The organism is Varibaculum cambriense (assembly GCF_022133705.1).
Taxonomy (GTDB): domain Bacteria; phylum Actinomycetota; class Actinomycetes; order Actinomycetales; family Actinomycetaceae; genus Varibaculum; species Varibaculum cambriense_A.
The window spans coordinates 1-17,793 of sequence record NZ_JAKNHJ010000013.1; the positions used below are offsets into that span (position 1 = coordinate 1).

Below are 17,793 nucleotides of genomic sequence, written 5' to 3' on the forward strand. Positions count from 1 at the left end.
CTACGCCCCAACGAGCGCGGGAGAGTAAGAAACCACCACAACCATTTTAAAAAGGCAGGGTATAGAAACCAAGATTGGTTTTTGTACCCTGCCTTTCTATCTTTCATTAGCTAAGTTATTAACTTATATATTGCGAAAATCAAAGGCTAGCGTTTTGTCCAAGCAGAGCATAGCTGCTCGAAACGAGATTCGAAATGCGCTATTTGCCAGTCCCGGGCAGCTGCAGTTTCTAACAGATTTTGCAGATCTTTACCCGGTTCCCAATAGGCCGCTACCTGCCGGATAGCGCTAGGAGAAAGTGCCAATTCTGCCCAGATCTGATTTTCCTGTGCCCAGGTAGATACGTCCTCTTTAAGCAGGCGGTAAAGCTCAGCACGCGCCGGATCAATTTTTTCCCAAGTTGCTAGCGAAGATATTTCATGAAGTTTTCGCGGGGGTTCTCTCCCCGGTAATTGCTCTTTTCCCAGATCGCGTACCTTTTTTATAGCCTGCCGCCAGCGCCGGGCATGACGGCGTAGTTGCCGGCGCTTCATAAACGGACGTCGTGATAACTCTTGGTAGGAAGTAGGAGCTTGTAAGACTAAGTCCACCAGGTCGCGGTTAGGTAGCACCCGATGGGGTGCTAAATCAGCTTCACGTGCGATTTCATCGCGCTTATTGTAAAGCTCCCGCAGCAAGCCGAGCTGGCGAGGAGAACGGGCTTTACCAGCACCTTTCAAATGCCGCCAAGGTTCGCTACCACGCGGACGATGGTAGTTGGCTAATGTATAGGAAAACTCTTGTTCAGCCCAAGATAGACGCCCTGCGGCCTTCAAGTGCTCTTTTAACGCTAAGGCGAGCTCCACCAAGTACTCCACATCCAGGGCCGCGTAATCGAGCCATGATTGTTTGAGGGGACGCAATGACCAGTTTTCCCGAGTATGGTTCTTAGCTAGTTTTACCCCTAGCACTTCCTCGGTAACTGCCCCCAGTCCCACGTGTTCATACCCCAATAGTTTCGCTGCGATCTGAGTATCGAATAGACGCGGTGCTACTAAACCTGCCCACTCCATACATTCCAGGTCTTCTTTGGCGGCGTGCAGCACCCAGGTACTGTTTTTGCAGACAGCGCTAAAATCCGATAAATCTGGCAATGCCAGAGGATCAAGTAAAACCAGGGGAGCGGACTGACCTTTTGCCTGGATTAAATAGGCCTTGTCCAGGTAACGGATTCCGCTGGCGCGTTCAGTATCAAAAGCCACGTACTGCCCGGGGGCGCGGTATTCTCGCAAGCACTCCCGGTATTGCTGCTGGTTATCAGTTAGGGGAACCGATCCCAGCCGGGGACGGTAAAGAGTTTCGCTCATACCAGCTTTACCTGCCCTAGGCGAGATATTCCAGCGCTAACTTCCACCGAATAACCCGACATCATCGCTAATAACCGCGATATCGCGGCCGCGTGGGGCGCCAAGTTATTTTCTAGAGGTGTCCAGGAGGCACGCAATTCCATTTCTGCCGATTCAGAGCGTTTTTTTAACTCGCCAAAACTGGCGGAATGGGAGCGGCTAACTGACCCGGCAGCCTGGAAAAAACTGGCATCTGCCTGGGTTAAGAAATCGGTAAACCATGACCAACAAACCTGGTCAGCCAGCGGTTCAGTGACTAAATCTACATCTACATGCGCACCAAGCATCGTAACTAGCCGAAATCGTCCCTGCCACCCGGGTTGTTCCTGGGGGTCATAAAGAATCACTAGCCGCCCCGACCCGCCACTATGAGGAATGGTCTCCAAAGATTCACAATCCATACGGATAGCGGCAGCAAAAGGCGCAATTCCTTGCGGCGCCGAAATCTCACTGACCGTAACATGAGAATCATAGGGGGCTTCCCGCAAGGTGAGCAGAGCATCGGTAAACTCTGCAGGTGTCTTTTGATTCACCATTTCAGCGTAGGCAGGAAACCTCTCCTAAACTCACTGCCACGCCGATAATCAGCCGACCTAGCTGTAAACATACCAATTATCCGGTTGGGAAAATGATTTCTTGATCAGATATTGTGATGGGATAAGCAACGCTTCTTGGCAATAAGATTCGGGTGGCCTCCGGGGCAATGAGTAAGATTTGATAGCATTGAGTGGCTCAAATCTTAGGGAGGCACTGTGGCAGGAAAACAGGATATAGGGTTTCAACCGGTTATCCCAGGAACCGATATCGGAGCTTATGCTTTGGCGCGTTCATTTCACGAGAAATGGAAGGTGAAACCAACGTTGCTCACGCTGCAAGTTCTGGGGCCAATAATGGCATCTGGCATTATTGATACTCGCTTAGTCGAGCCCAATGCCCTGCCCAATCCAGACTCGGAAATGCCGCTTATAGAAGGTTTGATTGCTATCGGACCGCAGCTGCAAAAAGAGTATCCAGGAAAAAAGCTGCTGCTGATTGCCAATATGGACTCCAATGTGCGCGATATTATGCGCCGCGAGGAAGAGCTGCGGAAATATTACGCGTTTGCCTTCCCCTCCCTAAAGATTATTGAAGATACCTCCGATAAAGCAAAGTTTCCGCTGTTGGCTGCCGAGCATGGTTTGAATGTTCCGCAAACTTTAGAAATTGATTTTTCCGGTTCGCTAGAGGACGAACTAGCTAAACTTGAGCAGGTAAATCAGCCTTTCCCTTGGATTATTAAACCGGCTACCAGCGCCGGTTACGAGCGTCTTAAATGGCCGGGTAAAGCGAAAGTCTATACGGTTTCCAATAAAGAAGAAGCCCAAACCTTACTCGCTAATCTCTATCAACATACTCATAACAATCCGCATGCCCGCCGCTTCGTACTGCAGCCCCGGGTGGAGGGCAACGACAGCTTTAATCTCTCGGTGACTGCCTACGTTGATCAAAACTTACGGGTAACTATGTTGGGATCAGCCCAAGTGTTACTGGAGGATCATTCTCCTACTGCCCTCGGTAACCCAGTGGCGATGATTACCGAACCCTATCCCCGCCTCTATGAGCAGGTAAGTAGCTTCCTGAAGGGAGTGGGGTGGCACGGCTTCGCCAACTTTGACTTTAAGGTAGATTCGCGCACGGGGATTGCCTATTGCTTCGAAGTAAATCCCCGTATTGGACGGAACTCCTATTACAACACCTCTGCCGGAATGAATCCCATGAGGTTTTTTGTCGAGGACGTCGTGGAGGGGAAAGCGATAGCCCCGCAACGTTTAGGAAAGCGAGTCTACTATTCGATTCTGCCCAAACGGCTAGTGCTGCGGTATGTAGATAAACAGATGGGCAAGAAAATTAAGGCTCTTTACCGCCTAAAGAAAAATCATGATCCCTTGTTCTACCCGGCGGATTTCGGTTTTAGTCTGCGCGGTCTCAAACGATTCGCTTACGTGATGATTGCCCGGGAAAATCACTGGAGAAAGTATCACCGTAATTACCCGGTAGCTAAGTTCCGTCAGGGGGAAACTCGCTCCCTCGATACTGCTGCCTTAACCCAGCCCTAGCCACCTGGCTTGGTCGGCCAGACCGCTGAAGAATCCCTACGAGCCTCCCAAAGGCAAGGCCGTGACAAGGCGCTAACCAACGATTAGCAGGGTGTCTTCACCTAGGATTTCCGCGGGCGGATTCTCCAGTTTCCCGTTAGTGAACGATATATAGTCACCTTGCGGCAGCTGCGCGAGTAAATCGATGATATCAGCACAGCTGTGATGCAGGTTTACTATTACCTGAGCCTGCTTTGTCTTTAATACCAGTAGCTGCTGCTGACGCTGAAGGGAGATAAAATCAGCAAACACGCCCTCGCGACGCAGCGCGATCAAGTGTCGATACCAGGCGAGCATCTTTTTATGCTCGACCTCAGAAAGCTCCTGCCAGAGCAGCTTGGAGTTAAGGAAAGTAGAAAGAGCTTGAGGGGAAGGAACTTCCACTTCGCCATCATAAATTTTCTCCCAATCATGGGAGGCGAACTCGCGTTTTCTACCCTCATCTACGGCTTTGCCAATTCCCTCATCTGCATAGTCGGTGAAGAATTGGAAACGAGAACGGCTGCCCCATTCTTCCCCTTGGAAAAGCATCGGCGTAAACGGAGAGGCTAGAATCAAAGCTGCTTGACCAGCCAGTAACCCGGGGGAGAGCTTTTCGCTAGGGCGATCCCCTAAAGCGCGGTTACCTACCTGGTCGTGGTTGGAAGCAAATCCAAAGAAACGGTTTCGTTCCATATCTTCTGGAACTGGAGCCCCCCAGTTCTTGCCCCGGAAACTAGAGTAAGTACCGTTATGGTAAAACACCTGCGAATATATTTTGCTTAGCGCCGCAGGATCAGCAAAATCTTCGTAGTAGCCTTGGGTTTCTTTGGTGAAAGCTACGTGAATACCGTGGTGGATATCGTCATCCCATTGTCCATCCATTCCGTATCCGCCCTCATCAACTGCGGTGACCATGCGGGCATCGTTGAGATCAGATTCTGCCACTAGAGTTAGCGGTCTGTCCAACTCCTCCGAAAGGTTGTGAACTTCTTGGGAAAGTTCCGCTAAAAGATGCAGCTTGGAATCATCTTGGATTTCATGAACCGCATCTAGGCGTAGACCGTCAAACCCATAGTCAGCCAGCAAAGCCACAGCCGCCCCAATTAAGAAATCTCTAACTGGGCCGGAATCGGAACCATCTAGGTTATAGCCATCGCCCCAGGGTGTCTCGTGGCGGCTAGAAAAATAAGGAGCAAACTGACTTAAATAGTTTCCGGAAGAACCCAAATGATTCAATACCAGGTCTTGGGCAACTGCGATTCCCAGGTTGTGTGCCTCATCGATAAAAGCCACCAGATCTTCCGGGGTGCCGTAGGGATTGAAGAGGGCGTAAAGGCCAACCCCGTCATAACCCCAACCGCGCTGGCCTGGGAAAACCGCTATTGGCATCAGTTCGATGACCTCGACTCCCAAATCTGCGAGATAGGGGAGTTTTTCTATGGCTGCTCGCAGGGTTCCTTGGGCGGTGAAAGTTCCGATATGTAGCTCGTACCAGACCTTACCTAGAAGTTTTCCATCGGGTTGCCAGCTAGAGGAGTGTTGGATAGCGGAAATATCGGCAGTCTGTACCCAAAGTTCACTACCGGGAACATACCTGCGCGCCCGGGGGTCAGGGAACGGCCCCTTTCCGTCTACTTCAAAAGCATAGGTAGTGCCGTTGGGTAGCGGACGCGGAGCGAGCCACCAGGAACCATATTGTACCATCGGGGTTTTTCGCGGTCTTTCTGGTGATCCTACCAGCAGATTTATCTGTTTTTTGTCCGGTGCCCACAGCGGTACTCGTCCGCATCCGGGTTTAAGCTCCCAAGGTGGCAAGCCTTCAAAATCTAGATCCGAAGGAGTTAAATCCATCTATTCCACCCGCTCCAGTATCCGCGCCCCCCGCTTAAATAGCAGCTCTTCCAAGCTTTGCATTCCTCCGGGGAAAACTTCATTCGAACAAATATCTTTCCAGGATCCTTCCGGGAGCACCACGGTATGCTCGGGGCGGAAATCTCCCTGATATCGGGAGAGCACCCCGGAAAGACGACGGGCAAGAGTGACAACTTGGGGGCCCGCTTCTTCGGTTCCGCGCGCAAAAGCTACCGCGTAACCAGTAGAGAGGGCGAGTGCCTCATAGGTAGCGGTAGCAGATACGAAGCACTCGGGGCGGCGGCGCCGTAGCCGTAAGATTGCTGCCGTAACATTGAGCTTCAAATCATCTAGGTTTGAGCCTGCCGCGTGATCTAAGCCTTCTTGATCCAGATGGGAAAGTCTTTTAGCTAGCGCAGTGAAATCAACGGGTCGGCGATTATCAGGATCCACCAACGATGTTTGGGTGATTTCTGAACCTTGATAAACGTCAGCTACCCCAGGCATGGTTAGTTGTAAAGCCTTATTAGCTACGATGGTGTAGCGAGTAGCTTGCTCGGTTTCGCCGTGCCAGCGAGAAACAATATCAGCTACCTTGGGGTCGCATAGAATCTGGTCGGCATAATCAAGGAGCTCGTTTTCACGGGTCTCATCCGGAGCAGTCCAGGTAGTCCAAGATTTTTGTTCCCTAATCGCTTTTACTAAATATTGGCGCAGCCGCTTAGAAGAGATCGGTCCATTATTATCCCAAGTGCCGATCAGGGTTTGCCACAGCATATTCTCGCTGCGTCCATCCAGGTCATTAGGACGGTAAGGCTGAGTTACATCTCGCAGGTCGGAAACAATTTGTGCCCAAAGCGTCGGGTACTGGCTGATAATTGCCAGACGCATACGCACATCCTCGCAACGTTTAGTGTCGTGCGTAGAGTTAGTGGTCATGGTAGCTGGCCAGTTAGTTTGAATATCGCGCGCGAATAGATGCAGATTATCGGCAGAAATCCCGAAAGCTTGCGGGTTAGAACCTACTTCATTTAGGCACAGCAGGTGAGTCCAGCGATAGAAAGTAGTGTCTTCTACTCCTTTGGCCATGACTGCTCCGCAGACCTGTTGGAAACGCACCAAGAATTCTTGCCGATCCAGGTCGCTTACTTTCAAAGCCGCAGATCCCGTTTCATCTCCAAGCACCAGGGCAACTACCACCGCCATGGTGTCAGCATGTTCGGTATTCAGGTAGCGTAGTGCTCGCTTAGCCGCTGCCGTTACGATTTCTCGCGATAATGCGGGGGCAGGATTCCCTACCGTCACATAGGCGCGGTAGCAAGGCATTTCGATAATCAGTTCCCGCAAACAATCAACCAGGGAACGGAAGGTGTAATCTCGCAAACGGAAATCATTTTGACAGATCTTCCATACTAACTGTCCGATACGGCGGACTTCCGCTGCCAGGGAGGTATCGATAATCTGGGCTTTGGCTTCGCGCTGCATTTGCGGATAGGACGAGGGCGAATCTGCCGTCAAAGTCTGCATTAGGGTTCCTAGCGGCAAAGATGCGCGAGGGTCGACCTGTAGGGCGGTTAGCCGCCAGGAAGTGTCGTACCCGGTAGTGCCAGCAATTGGCCAGTCACTAGGTAAGCGTTCGGCGTCCTCGAGAATCTTTTCTGCCGCGATCCAAGCACCCCCGGTGGCCTCAGAGAGCCAGTGGAAATAGCCGGCCGGGTCGGCTAGTCCGTCGGGATGATCCACCCGGAAGGCATCGATGTAGCCGGCGTTGAACAGTTCCAGGAGTAAGGCGTGGGTAGAGTCAAATACGTCGCGTTCTTCTACCCGCAGTGCCGCTAGGGTGTCGACGTCGAAGAACCGGCGATAGTTGAGCTCTTCATCAGCTACTTTCCAATGCGCTAAGCGGTAGTGTTGCCGTTCTACCAGTACTTCTAATGGTAGAGATTCAGTGCCCTCCGTCACCGGGAAATAGTGGTCATAGTAGCGCAGAATCCACTGCTCGCCCCGTTCGGGCTCCGTAGGAATTACCATCTGCTCTAGTTTGAGCTCTTGGTCAGCTAAAACTTGCCCGATTCGTTTTCCGAGGACGGGCATCAGAATCGGTTGATCAATATCGATATCGAACCAGTGAGCATAGGGGGATTCCTTCCCCCTCTTGAGCACCGACCACATCGGGCGGTTAATCCAGACTGGAGTCGGTACCGCCATATGGTTAGGAACCAGGTCGACAACCAGTCCCAATCCTTCCTGGTGGGCGGCATCGGCGAGTTCTTCAAACTGGGTACGCCCACCCAATTCTTTAGAAATATGGGTGTGGTCTACTACGTCATAGCCATGCATCGATCCGGGGACCGCTTGCAAAATGGGGGAGAGGAATAGATCGGTGATTCCCAGGTTCCGCCAGTATCCCAGGTGTTCGCGGGCATCTTTAAAGGTAAAATCTTCACTCAGCTGCAGGCGATAAGTGCTGATAGGAAGATGTTTTCCCTGAGTGGGCAGGTGGGGATGCTGACTGTTCATCGAGGTTCTCCTTATTCCTCCACTACTTCGCGGATAAGTACCACTACCGAGCGGTCTAGCAGCTCGAGTTGGTCATTAGCTCCATATTCGATTTCCTCTTCAGTATCGCTGCCGGGAAGGTCTTCCATAGTAGAGATCGCGACTTTCCAGCCGGAGCCGTGCCCTTCCGGTATCTGGAAGGTGCAAGGCTCCGGGTCGGCGTTAAATAGCAACAGGAAAGAGTCATCAACAATGCGTTGTCCGCGCGAATCAGGCTCGCGAATCGCTTCCCCGTTTAAGAAAATCATCAGGGAGCGTGCTTCTTCATTGTTCCAGGCTTCTTCGGTCATCTTTTGTCCATTGGGAGCAAACCAGTTGATCTCGCCCAGATCGGATTGCCCGCCGCGCGAGGGAGCCCCGGCAAAGAAACGGCGGCGATGGAATACCGGATGGTCATTTCGGAACTTAATCAGGTGTTTGGTGAACTCTAGGAGTTTATTTCGATAGTCGTCCTCATCAGCATCCTCGAAGGACCAATCCATCCAAGAGAGTTCATTGTCTTGGCAATAGGTATTGTTGTTTCCCTTTTGGCTGCGGGCAATCTCGTCTCCCATAGGCAGCATCGGTACCCCTTGGGAGAGGAATAGGGTAGTCAGGAAGTTACGGTGCTGACGCGCCCGAAGTTTATTAATTTCCGGGTCATCGGTGGGACCTTCCACCCCGCAGTTCCAGGAGCGGTTATGGGATTCCCCGTCGCCTCCGCCCTCGCCGTTAGCCTCGTTATGTTTCTCGTTATAGGAAACCAGGTCGTGCATCGTAAAGCCATCATGGGCGGTTACGAAGTTGATAGAGGCATTCGGGCGGCGTCCACTTTGTTCATATAAATCGGCGCTGCCACAGAAACGGGAGGCGAACTCAGGTAGTGTGGCATAGTTGCCGCGCCAAAAATCGCGAACCGTGTCGCGGTATTTTCCGTTCCATTCGCTCCACATGGAGGGGAAACCCCCAACCTGGTAGCCGCCATCTCCTACGTCCCAAGGTTCGGCGATTAGCTTTAGCTGGGAAAGCACCGGATCTTGGTGGATAATATCGAAAAATGCCGACAGCTTGTCCACATCGTGCAGCTCGCGTGCCAAGGTAGAGGCAAGGTCGAAGCGGAAACCATCTACGTGCATCTCGATTGCCCAATAGCGCAGGGAATCCATAATCAGTTGCAGCACTGCTGGCGAACGCATGAGCAGTGAGTTTCCGGTTCCAGTGGTATCAAAATAGTGTTCTTTATCGTCCTCTACCAGGCGATAGTAGGAGGCGTTATCTAGCCCCTTGAAAGACAAGGTTGGCCCCATATGGTTGCCTTCGGCGGTGTGGTTATAGACCACGTCCAGGATTACTTCGATCCCCGCCTGGTGGAGGTTTTTCACCATTTGCTTGAACTCTTGAACCTGTCCATCAACCACATCTTGCGAACGATACTGGGCGTGGGGAGCAAAAAACCCGATGGTGTTATATCCCCAATAGTTTGACAGGCCACGTTCTTGCAAGGTGGAGTCATTAACGAACTGGTGTACGGGCATCAGTTCAATAGCATTTATCCCCAGTTCTTTCAGGTATTCGATGGTCACCGGGTTGGCGATCCCCGCATAGGTGCCGCGTTCTTTTTCCGGAATCTGTTCATTAAGCTTGGTGAAGCCTTTTACGTGCGCCTCGTAAATGACGAGTTTATGTAGGTCGTGTCCGGGTGGGCGGTCATTTCCCCAATCAAAATAGGGCGTAGTTACCACCGAAACCGCCATATCGGGTAAGGAATCATCGTGGTTAGGCTGGCTGGGGTCGTTCCAGTCATAGGAATAGAGTGATTGCTTGGCTCCCACGGTGCCATCGGTGGCCTTCGCATAAGGATCCAGGAGGAACTTGTTGACATCACAGCGGTGTCCTTGTTCCGGATCGTAAGGGCCTTCTACCCGGAAACCATAACGCTGCTCATCTCGCAGTCCCGGAATATAGCAATGCCACACATGGTGGTCGACTTCGCGGAGCTCAATGCGCTCTTCGCTACCATCTTCTGCAATTAAACAAAGATAGACTTTAGTTGCGACCTCGCTAAATACTGCAAAGTTTACCCCGGCACCGTCATAGGTAGCGCCGAGTGGATACGGTTTCCCTGGCCAAATTTCCATACATCTAGGTTGTCACAAAACGCGCCATTTGGCAGTCAGTCGCGCCTATTAACTCATCCTGGGGTAATTCCCACATTCCGGCATCCTTCTGTCTACGATGGAAAACCGCCGCATTTACTCCGGATTTACACCGAGCTTTATCCACCGCAAGGAGCAGTTTTCGCCCGTCCTAGTGTTAGAGGTAGTTGAGCAAACGGTTACGGATTCACAGAAAACATTTGTTAAGTGTGCTTTATTTGTTTAGTTTAACTAACTATACTTAGTGCTTGAAGCGTCGGGATTTGGAGAAGCAGCTAAAGAAAATAGCCAGTGAGCGCGGCGAATCCCTGGTCGTAAAAGAGGGTGGTTCTCACTCGAAAGTATTTATCGGTGAGCAAATGATAACGGTTCCCCGTCACCGTGAAATATCGGAAATGACCGCTAAGGCAATCATTAAGGAGGCAGAGAATGGGTAACAACAAAGAAATTCAAGCCCGGGCCGTAAGAGATGGAAAATGGTGGGCAGTATTTGTTGAAATTGACGGGAAAGAACATGCCACCCAAGGGAAAACCTTGAAAGAAGCTCAATTTATGGCGGAAGATTTGGTTCGTATCTGGGCAGAGGCTCTAGAACGTCCAGAACTTTCGAAAATTCCGGTGAAAATAACTATTGATGGGAAAATAGGGGAAGAAGTAGCTGAAATTCAAGAGAGTCAGGCGGCTGCAGCTCAGATTGCCGCCAGATTGAAGCGCACCCAAAAGACTTTGGTGGATTCCATGCGGGCAGAGGGAATCAAGGTTGCTGATATCGCGCAATTACTGGGAATCACTAAAGGAAGAGTTTCCCAAATTTCTCGCTCGTGAATCAGCGCTTCATTTTGTCCACCAACAGTAATGGGTAAGGGGCGCGCGCTGTTTAGAGGATGGCAACTTTCCGAATTTTTTATATTTCCAGGCGGGTAAAAGCGGAAACTTTAGCGGCGATGCGGGGGAGGCATTCGCCGGCATAGAGTAGGAGTGATGCATTTTTCACGGCGAGTTAGCCTTTCTGAGCCCAACGCCATTACCTTGGCGGCTGGGAAACGGCGCGCCCAGGGGCAGCAGCTGATAAACATCTCTGACTCGAACCCCACTCGTCATGGGCTGGGCAATACAGAGCATCCCTACCAAGCTGATCCGCGTGGGTCAGGCGCCGCGCGTCGCGCCCTCGCCGATTTCCTTTCCCAGCGGGATCAGCGCGAGGTTGCCCCCGATAACCTATATCTGCTCAGTTCCACTTCGCAAGGCTACAGTTGGCTGATGAAACTGCTATGTGATCCCGGTGATGCGGTTCTGGCTCCAACGCCGGGATATCCGCTAATAGAGGCCTTAGCTAACTTAGAAAATGTGCAGGTAGCGTCCTATAGTTTTGCTTGGTTAGGGCGGAAGTGGGAACTGGATCCGCTGTCGCTGCCGGCTGCTGGTGTTTCCCCGCGTCCGCGAGCCCTAGTGGTTATAAATCCGGGGAACCCCACCGGCGCCTATTTGGATGGGGGAGAGCAACAGCTGGTGCAGGAATATTGCGCCGAAAAAAATCTGCCCCTGATCGCGGATGAAGTGTTTTATGACTTCCCCTTGTCAGCAGCCCCCGAATCTCGCGCCCGCCTGGCCGGCTGCGGTCAAATCCTCACTTTCGCCCTCGACGGGTTATCGAAAAATCTATGCGCGCCGGGGGTGAAGATTGCTTGGCTGGAGGTATCGGGCCCGGAGTCGCAAGTAGCGGAGGCGAAAGCGTATTTAGATATCATCGCGGATGCGTTTTTGCCGTTCAGTGATATTTTGGCCGCGCAGTTGCCGGACTTCTTGGAGGAAATTCCGTCTCAGTCGGCGCGAACTCGCGAGCGTTGCGCTGCCAACTTGGACACCTTGCAAAGTTTGGTAGGGGAGGATCCAGTTAGTCCGGTAACGGTGATGTCCCCGCAGGGAGGCTGGAACGTTCTCTTGCGCTTCCCTTCCCATATTGACGAGGACGAGCTCGTCGAAAACCTCTTGAAAGACTATGGAATCTACTGCCAGCCCGGCTACTTCTTTGACTTACCCTTCAGCGGTACCATCAGCCTGTCACTACTGCTACAGCCAGATTCTTTCCGCAAAAATGCCGCCAAAGTTTTACGTACCATCACAGCCTTGAGCTAGGGGATATTGTTCGGGAAGTTATTGGCAAGTATTGCTTCAGCTGCTGCAATCCATATTGCCAAATTGGTGAATATACCGTAAGAGCGTGTTTGTATATAGGGGTTTACGATTGTTGTTTATACCCATATACTTTAACTGTGAAGCGCAGGGATTTACTCAAGTGACTAGACAAAATAGCCAAAGCAAAGGGGCTAGATCTAGTCGCTAGCGAAGGAGGGAATCATACGCGCGTCAGTATCGGGAAATGGGCAAGCGTTATTCCTCGGCACCGGGAAGTAAACGAGATGCTGGCTAAGGCAATAATCAGGAACACAGAAAGGGGAGCGGAATGAATATCGAGGCACAAGCTATCCGTGACGGTAAATGGTGGATTGCTTTTTTCGAGATCGATGGTCGCCAGCATGGTACCCAGGCAAAAAGCTTGAAACGCCTGGAATATATGGTTAAGGACGCGGCCGCCCTCCTGACTGAGAAAAGTCCCGATAGTTTTAGCGTGACTATTTGCTTAAAAGATTCCCGCCTCGCAGGGCTGGTAGCCGGCTATTCTGCTGCTAGTGCGGCAGAGGCGGCGGCTAGCAAAGAGCTTGCTTCTGCTTCCCGGGAAGCGGTCAGCGTGATGCGCGGGAAAAATATGTCTATGGAGGATATCGGAACTCTCCTGGGGATAACCAAAGGTAGGGTATCTCAATTAGCAAAAACTTGACCCGGGAAAATGCCGCTAAAGTTTTGCGTACCGTGACTGCCTTGAGCTAGGGGGGTAGTCGGTTCTCGTCCTCCTCCCGGCGGTTGGGGGAGTGTCTTGATTAGTTTGCTTTTACTTGAATGCTTCTAGAGCTGCTGGTTCCAGATCGCCACCAGCAACCCATTCCCTAACTGTTTCCTTAATTTCTTCAGATAAAGATACGTTGTAGTAAGAAGCCCAATCGAGTGCTAACTCGATATTGATGCCATCATGACGCTCATTTTCTAGTAAATCATTCACTACAGATACAAGCCCCACCTCAGAGATATCAGCCAGGATGGCCTCCCACAAGTCTTCAGAATATTGCATGTTATAAATAGTCCCTGTTGAGGTAGCAGATTTCTGTATGGACATGTATGCTACCCTACCGCGCCAGCCCTCACGGGGTTCGATTCCCCGCGGCTCCATTCGATTCCCGGGCTCAAAATAAATAGAGACCCCAGGGTAAACCTGAGACCTGCATATATTGCTGCCAGCAACACTTCGTGTTACGCACTATTTCGTCGTCCTTACTAATGAAAAAGCCTTCGGGCTTTTTCACCTTTCGGACTTCTGATAGTTACTTTCACTCTCATCTCGATACAACGCGATATTTGGGTGCGGAGTTAATATTTTGGGTTAAAACGAGAATAATTCTGATAAACTCCGACCCGTAGTATATCCCCAATTCCAATACTAAGAAGGTGCTTTACCATGAAAGGTCTAAGGTTGGCTGCTTCAAATGTGGCAGCAGTTTGCGCTGTATTTGCGCTTGTATTGCCCGGAGGGGTTGCGTTAGCTGCTGATCCACCAGCGGCAGGTAACGAGGTCCCCAACGGTCCCGATTCTCCCATTGTAAGTTATAAGGGAAATAAGGTTGATACGTTCAATTTTCCGTTCACTGAACAGACGAAGGCAGTTGTCCTTCCTGACGGTCAGAACGGGTGGGGCTGGGACCCGGCTACAGCAACTCTGACACTGCGTAATTACGATAATTCGAAAGTTGTAGCTTCCCAAGACGATAAGTTAGCCAGCAATCCCAAAGATCAGAACGCACGCACGCGAGTCGTACTCTTTGAAACCAAAAAGAAAGTAACCGTCAAATTTGAAGGGACTAACCACCTCGCAACCAATTTTGGTAGTGGCGTTACTGCGGAATCCGCGGTGTTCATGTTAAAAAATAGCGGCGAACATGACGCGGGTGGACTTGAGCTTGTTGGTGATGACGATGCTTCGTTGACGCTGGAAACTCGCGCAACAAATGCTACTTCTGTTACAAATGTCATTCATTTCTACAGTGCCCAGGCAAAGAACTCGCCGCTGGTGTTCAAGTCTGGTTCCGTGAATATGAAAATGTCTACCACAGAAAGTGCGTGCGCTGCTGCTTCCAAAGATCACAAGATTCCTGGCGAGTTCCTGCGCCATACGAATGATGTTCAGATTCTCGGGAACGCGAGTCTAACCCAGACGATTAATTCCACCTGTAAGGATAAGACGGCCTACAAAGCGCTTTTAGCAGGGAACGTTAAAGGCAGTGAGAGTCGCGTATTGTTTGATACGACCAAGCCGGTGACTCTCGCCACGACTGGCAATTCATATTCCATGAACGAATGGTCATGGGTTGACCGTAAAGCGTATCCAGTCCACTGTGACTACTCGGGTAAGGCTCCTGTGAATTTTACGGAAGGCGGAGTTCCTGGATGCTTGCCCCGTTCGACTAATGAAAATGTTCTAATTGGTAGTATCTCTCCAGTTAATCTGCGTTACCAGAATCCTTTACCTGATGAAGAAAACCCTGGATCGTATCTAAAACTTGGGCAGTTCTTAAACGAGGATTCGAGTTCTAAAAATACAATCGTTCCAACTGAGTCCATGCCGATTGCTGTCGGCCAGGTATTCCCGATTACGGTCACCAACGGTGTGGCCTCGCATGGAAAGTTTGCGATCAACAAAGCATTCACGGACGACAAGACAGCTATCGCTGCTGACGCGGATGTGACTGTTAAGGCCGATACTGCTCCCGCGGGTCAGACATTCGACAAGTGGGTGGCCACAGATAACACCTCTCTGCCCGCTGGCCTTGACGAGAGTGCTGAGCAGACTACATTCTCCATGCCGGCCAGCGCGGTGGCTCTTAAAGCTACGTATAAGCCGCTCCCAGCTCCCGCGTGGAATGATTCTAAGGTCACTCCTGGAAACGACGTGAATATCCCGAATACCGGCGGTCCGGTTCAGAAGGGAACAATGGTGAGCACCGATGGCCCTGGAAAGGCAGAGTTGAATAAGGATGGTTCAATCACAGTGACGGCTGATCCGAAAGCGAAGGCAGGCGACACTATCACTGTGACAGTGAAGGATGCTCAAGGAAATACCGTTGATACAATTGCCGTCAAGGTCTACCAGGATCAGCGCGAAAATAATACTAAGACCCAGCCGAAGACCGGTAAAAACCTGCCAAAAACTGGTACGAGCATGGGGGCTCTTGGCCTAGCTTCTGCTGTTCTAATTCCCGCTGGGATGGGGCTCGTTTTAGCGCGCCGCCGTAGGCAGAATTGATGGTAGTCAACCGGCTTTCTAGCCAAACATAGCCTAGAGCTTGAGGGGAAGATTCTTTTAGGGTCTTCCCCTCAAGCTTCCTAGGCTATGTGGTTAAACTAGGGATCGGTTATGTAGTTAGTTGTATATCTACCCGGATAGTCTTTCTGACCCGACGTCTACAGGTTTAGTTAATTAGAGGCACTTCGTCTGCTCAAACCCGGCGGTTATTACGCCATCCACGAGCTAGGGCTCACCCCAAATAATATTGACCCAGAGTTGGCTGATGGGTTACGCAAGCAATTAGCCCGGACGATTCGAGTTAACGCGCGCCCGCTGACCGAGAGTGAATGGCGTGCGGTACTCACGAATGCAGGTTTTGAGGTGGAATGGATAGGTTTTGCGCCGATGGCATTACTATCGCCCAGGCGTAACCTGACTGATGAAGGCATATTGGGGGTTGCCCGGATTATCCGTAACCTGATCCGGGATAAAGACCTACGAGCCCGGGTCCTTCAGATGCGATCCACTTTTAATAAATACCGCGACCACCTGAACGGAATCGCTATAGTAGCTAAGAAGCCATCCAAGTAATTTATCTCCTTAATCACCTGAAAGGTAACCGTTATGAGCGCTGAAACTCCAGCATCCCCAGCCCTAGGCTTTATTAACAATCTAGCTAATGAAATCGAATACGCGTCAGGCTCAACTGTCTCAAAAACTTTGCTGCGCGCTGAGGGCGTCAACGTCGTGCTATTTTCCTTCGATGCCGGCGAGGAGCTTTCCGAGCACACGGCTGCGATGCCGGTGCTTGTAGAAACCCTGGAAGGTGAGCTTGAAATCACTGCCGACGGTAAAACCGTAACCCTACTACCTGGTGGGTTAGTACATTTCACTACCCGATTGCCGCATGCTGTTAAAGCCATCAAGCCATCAAAAATGGTGCTGTACATGCTGGCAAGACCTTAAACTCAAAGGAACGGCTAGTTAAAAGAGAAATCACACGGTTTAGTTTTATCTTTTTGGCCGGGAAGCGCCCCGCATATACAAGCTGCACCATAAGCGTGCAAAGGAGTTATCGCTGAGGCAAGGGTATAAGAAAGTATCCGCCCAGCAAGATAGCGTCCAAATATACGAGCCGTAACGAGAGCGTGGGGGCAGTTTTTACCGAAGGGTAGGCCTCAGGCACATCACCTCGGCGACCTCAGCAGAGCCAAGCGAGCTTCACGAGTAAAACCTGCAAATCAGCCCTGACAATCCAAAACCCTGCGGCCAGCAATATAAAAATAGAACGCTCATTTGTATCAAAAGGAGCGTCCTAATGGTGCTTAATCCCTGACGGGATTAAGCACCATTTCGTCGTCCTTACTAATGAAAAAGCCCGAAGGCTTTTTCATCGTTCGGACTTCTCATAGTTACTTAGATGTTCATTTTGATACCAGGCTCTGGTCGGGGTCAAAACCAGGCTGGGTGGGTGCAAATTCCGAGTGTTGGGTTCATTCCAATGGTTTGGCTATTCACCGTCGTTTTCCGAGTGATGATGTTTCGGCATTGCTGGGGATGTGAAGCGATATTTCGTTAAGAGATTCGGGTCAATAACTCTTTTACGCGCTTGGTAATCTCGTCGCGGATTTCGCGTACGACCTCTACGGGTTTCCCCGACGGATCAGCCACCTCCCAGTCTTCATAGTGGGTTCCGGGGAAAATTGGGCATGATTCGCCACATCCCATCGTGATTACCCAATCTGCCATCTTCACTTTCGCCGGATCAAGTTTTTCTGGCTGCGCAAACGGCTCTAATCCTATTTCGGCGAGGGCGTCGCGCACCTCGGGATGTACTTCTTCGGCCGGTTCGGTGCCCGCACTCATGATGGTCACGTCAGAGCTGGCTAGTTTTTGCGCAATGGCAGCTGCCATTTGTGAGCGACCAGCGTTTTGTCTGCAGGCAAAAAGGATTCTGGTTTCGGTGGCTCCCTTTCGGCTTGTGGGTTGTTGAGGCATGTGTTTAGCGACAACGTCAAGGAGTCGAGTATCAAAATCCGGGGCGATCGAATAGTAGGCCCACTTACCCTGCTGTTCGCGGCCTAATATGCCAGCATTTACCAGCCTGGTGAGATGGTGCGAAATGGTTGACCGACTGATATTGAAAACCTCAGGAAATGAGCATGCGCACACCGGGTTCGGTGAACAGCGGTATATGAACAGAGCCAGTTGCAGCCGCGTGACATCACTAAGTGCCGCAAAAATGTTTGCCGCTTCCTGGCATTGACCTTCGCCGGCGATTGCAGGTGCGGGGCAGCAATTTGGAGCGTGTTGGCTGTTCATATAGGAACTCTATCACACGTTTCGACGTC

14 protein-coding genes and 2 pseudogenes are annotated in these 17,793 nt (G+C 51.1%); 8 read left to right on the top strand and 8 right to left on the bottom strand.

All coding sequences use genetic code 11. From position 1 onward, the window contains the following. Positions 1 to 146: 146 nt before the first annotated feature. Together L0M99_RS06900 and L0M99_RS06905 are read right to left on the bottom strand one after the other, a co-directional pair. Positions 147 to 1,346, bottom strand: coding sequence for an HRDC domain-containing protein (locus L0M99_RS06900; protein ID WP_238128168.1), 1,200 nt, complete (start codon positions 1,344 to 1,346; stop codon positions 147 to 149). Continuing rightward, positions 1,343 to 1,918: a DUF3000 family protein gene (locus L0M99_RS06905; RefSeq protein WP_238128169.1), complete on the bottom strand. Its 576-nt coding sequence runs from the start codon at positions 1,916 to 1,918 to the stop codon at positions 1,343 to 1,345. Before L0M99_RS06905 ends, L0M99_RS06900 begins: the two co-directional genes overlap by 4 nt. Before the next feature lie 219 nt (positions 1,919 to 2,137). Here L0M99_RS06905 and L0M99_RS06910 point away from each other — a divergent pair, with 219 nt between their 5' ends. Continuing rightward, positions 2,138 to 3,481: a carboxylate--amine ligase gene (locus tag L0M99_RS06910; RefSeq protein WP_238128170.1), complete on the top strand. Its 1,344-nt coding sequence runs from the start codon at positions 2,138 to 2,140 to the stop codon at positions 3,479 to 3,481. Between the two features lie 72 nt (positions 3,482 to 3,553). On the opposite strand, the gene treZ is transcribed toward L0M99_RS06910, so the two are convergent. Genes treZ through glgX form a run of 3 tightly spaced genes read right to left on the bottom strand, consistent with a single transcriptional unit; the run spans position 3,554 to position 10,029 of the window. Further along, positions 3,554 to 5,353: a malto-oligosyltrehalose trehalohydrolase gene (treZ, locus tag L0M99_RS06915; RefSeq protein ID WP_238128171.1), complete on the bottom strand. Its 1,800-nt coding sequence runs from the start codon at positions 5,351 to 5,353 to the stop codon at positions 3,554 to 3,556. Further along, the gene (treY, locus tag L0M99_RS06920) at positions 5,354 to 7,873 is read right to left on the bottom strand and encodes a malto-oligosyltrehalose synthase (protein WP_238128172.1); all 2,520 of its coding nucleotides are present in this window, start codon (positions 7,871 to 7,873) and stop codon (positions 5,354 to 5,356) included. An 11-nt stretch (positions 7,874 to 7,884) separates the two neighbouring features. Then, a complete protein-coding gene (gene glgX, locus L0M99_RS06925) occupies positions 7,885 to 10,029 on the bottom strand; it encodes a glycogen debranching protein GlgX (RefSeq protein ID WP_238128173.1) in 2,145 nt (714 codons plus the stop codon). A 266-nt stretch (positions 10,030 to 10,295) separates the two neighbouring features. On the opposite strand from glgX, the gene L0M99_RS06930 reads away from it, so the two are divergent. The 4 genes from L0M99_RS06930 (at position 10,296) to L0M99_RS06945 (ending at position 12,886) form a co-directional block, all read left to right on the top strand. Beyond that, on the top strand, positions 10,296 to 10,484 hold the full coding sequence (locus L0M99_RS06930; RefSeq protein ID WP_038108911.1) for a hypothetical protein: 189 nt from the start codon (positions 10,296 to 10,298) through the stop codon (positions 10,482 to 10,484). Further along, on the top strand, positions 10,477 to 10,872 hold the full coding sequence (locus L0M99_RS06935) for a hypothetical protein (RefSeq protein ID WP_238128174.1): 396 nt from the start codon (positions 10,477 to 10,479) through the stop codon (positions 10,870 to 10,872). The genes L0M99_RS06930 and L0M99_RS06935 overlap by 8 nt, the downstream gene beginning before the upstream one ends. A gap of 156 nt (positions 10,873 to 11,028) precedes the next feature. Continuing rightward, the gene (locus L0M99_RS06940) at positions 11,029 to 12,183 is read left to right on the top strand and encodes a pyridoxal phosphate-dependent aminotransferase (protein ID WP_238128175.1); all 1,155 of its coding nucleotides are present in this window, start codon (positions 11,029 to 11,031) and stop codon (positions 12,181 to 12,183) included. Positions 12,184 to 12,511: 328 nt separating this feature from the next. Continuing rightward, positions 12,512 to 12,886 carry a sigma factor-like helix-turn-helix DNA-binding protein gene (locus tag L0M99_RS06945; protein ID WP_238128176.1) on the top strand — a complete coding sequence of 125 codons (375 nt, stop codon included), beginning with the start codon at positions 12,512 to 12,514 and terminating at the stop codon, positions 12,884 to 12,886. Between the two features lie 111 nt (positions 12,887 to 12,997). On the opposite strand, the gene L0M99_RS06950 is transcribed toward L0M99_RS06945, so the two are convergent. Beyond that, positions 12,998 to 13,279, bottom strand: coding sequence for a hypothetical protein (locus tag L0M99_RS06950; protein ID WP_238128177.1), 282 nt, complete (start codon positions 13,277 to 13,279; stop codon positions 12,998 to 13,000). Between the two features lie 354 nt (positions 13,280 to 13,633). Here L0M99_RS06950 and L0M99_RS06955 point away from each other — a divergent pair, with 354 nt between their 5' ends. The 3 genes and pseudogenes from L0M99_RS06955 to L0M99_RS06965 all read left to right on the top strand — a co-directional run bounded on the left by L0M99_RS06955 (position 13,634) and on the right by L0M99_RS06965 (position 16,408). Next, a complete protein-coding gene (locus L0M99_RS06955; protein ID WP_238128178.1) occupies positions 13,634 to 15,460 on the top strand; it encodes an InlB B-repeat-containing protein in 1,827 nt (608 codons plus the stop codon). A 177-nt stretch (positions 15,461 to 15,637) separates the two neighbouring features. After that, a pseudogene (locus L0M99_RS06960) lies at positions 15,638 to 16,033 on the top strand (SAM-dependent methyltransferase); the annotation flags it as partial. Positions 16,034 to 16,066: 33 nt separating this feature from the next. Then, on the top strand, positions 16,067 to 16,408 hold the full coding sequence (locus L0M99_RS06965; RefSeq protein WP_238128180.1) for a cupin domain-containing protein: 342 nt from the start codon (positions 16,067 to 16,069) through the stop codon (positions 16,406 to 16,408). Between the two features lie 609 nt (positions 16,409 to 17,017). On the opposite strand, the gene L0M99_RS06970 is transcribed toward L0M99_RS06965, so the two are convergent. Both L0M99_RS06970 and L0M99_RS10000 read right to left on the bottom strand, forming a co-directional pair. Then, a complete protein-coding gene (locus tag L0M99_RS06970; RefSeq protein ID WP_278619708.1) occupies positions 17,018 to 17,440 on the bottom strand; it encodes a low molecular weight phosphatase family protein in 423 nt (140 codons plus the stop codon). Between the two features lie 48 nt (positions 17,441 to 17,488). Then, positions 17,489 to 17,764: pseudogene (locus L0M99_RS10000) on the bottom strand (ArsR/SmtB family transcription factor); the annotation flags it as partial. Positions 17,765 to 17,793 lie beyond the last annotated feature (29 nt).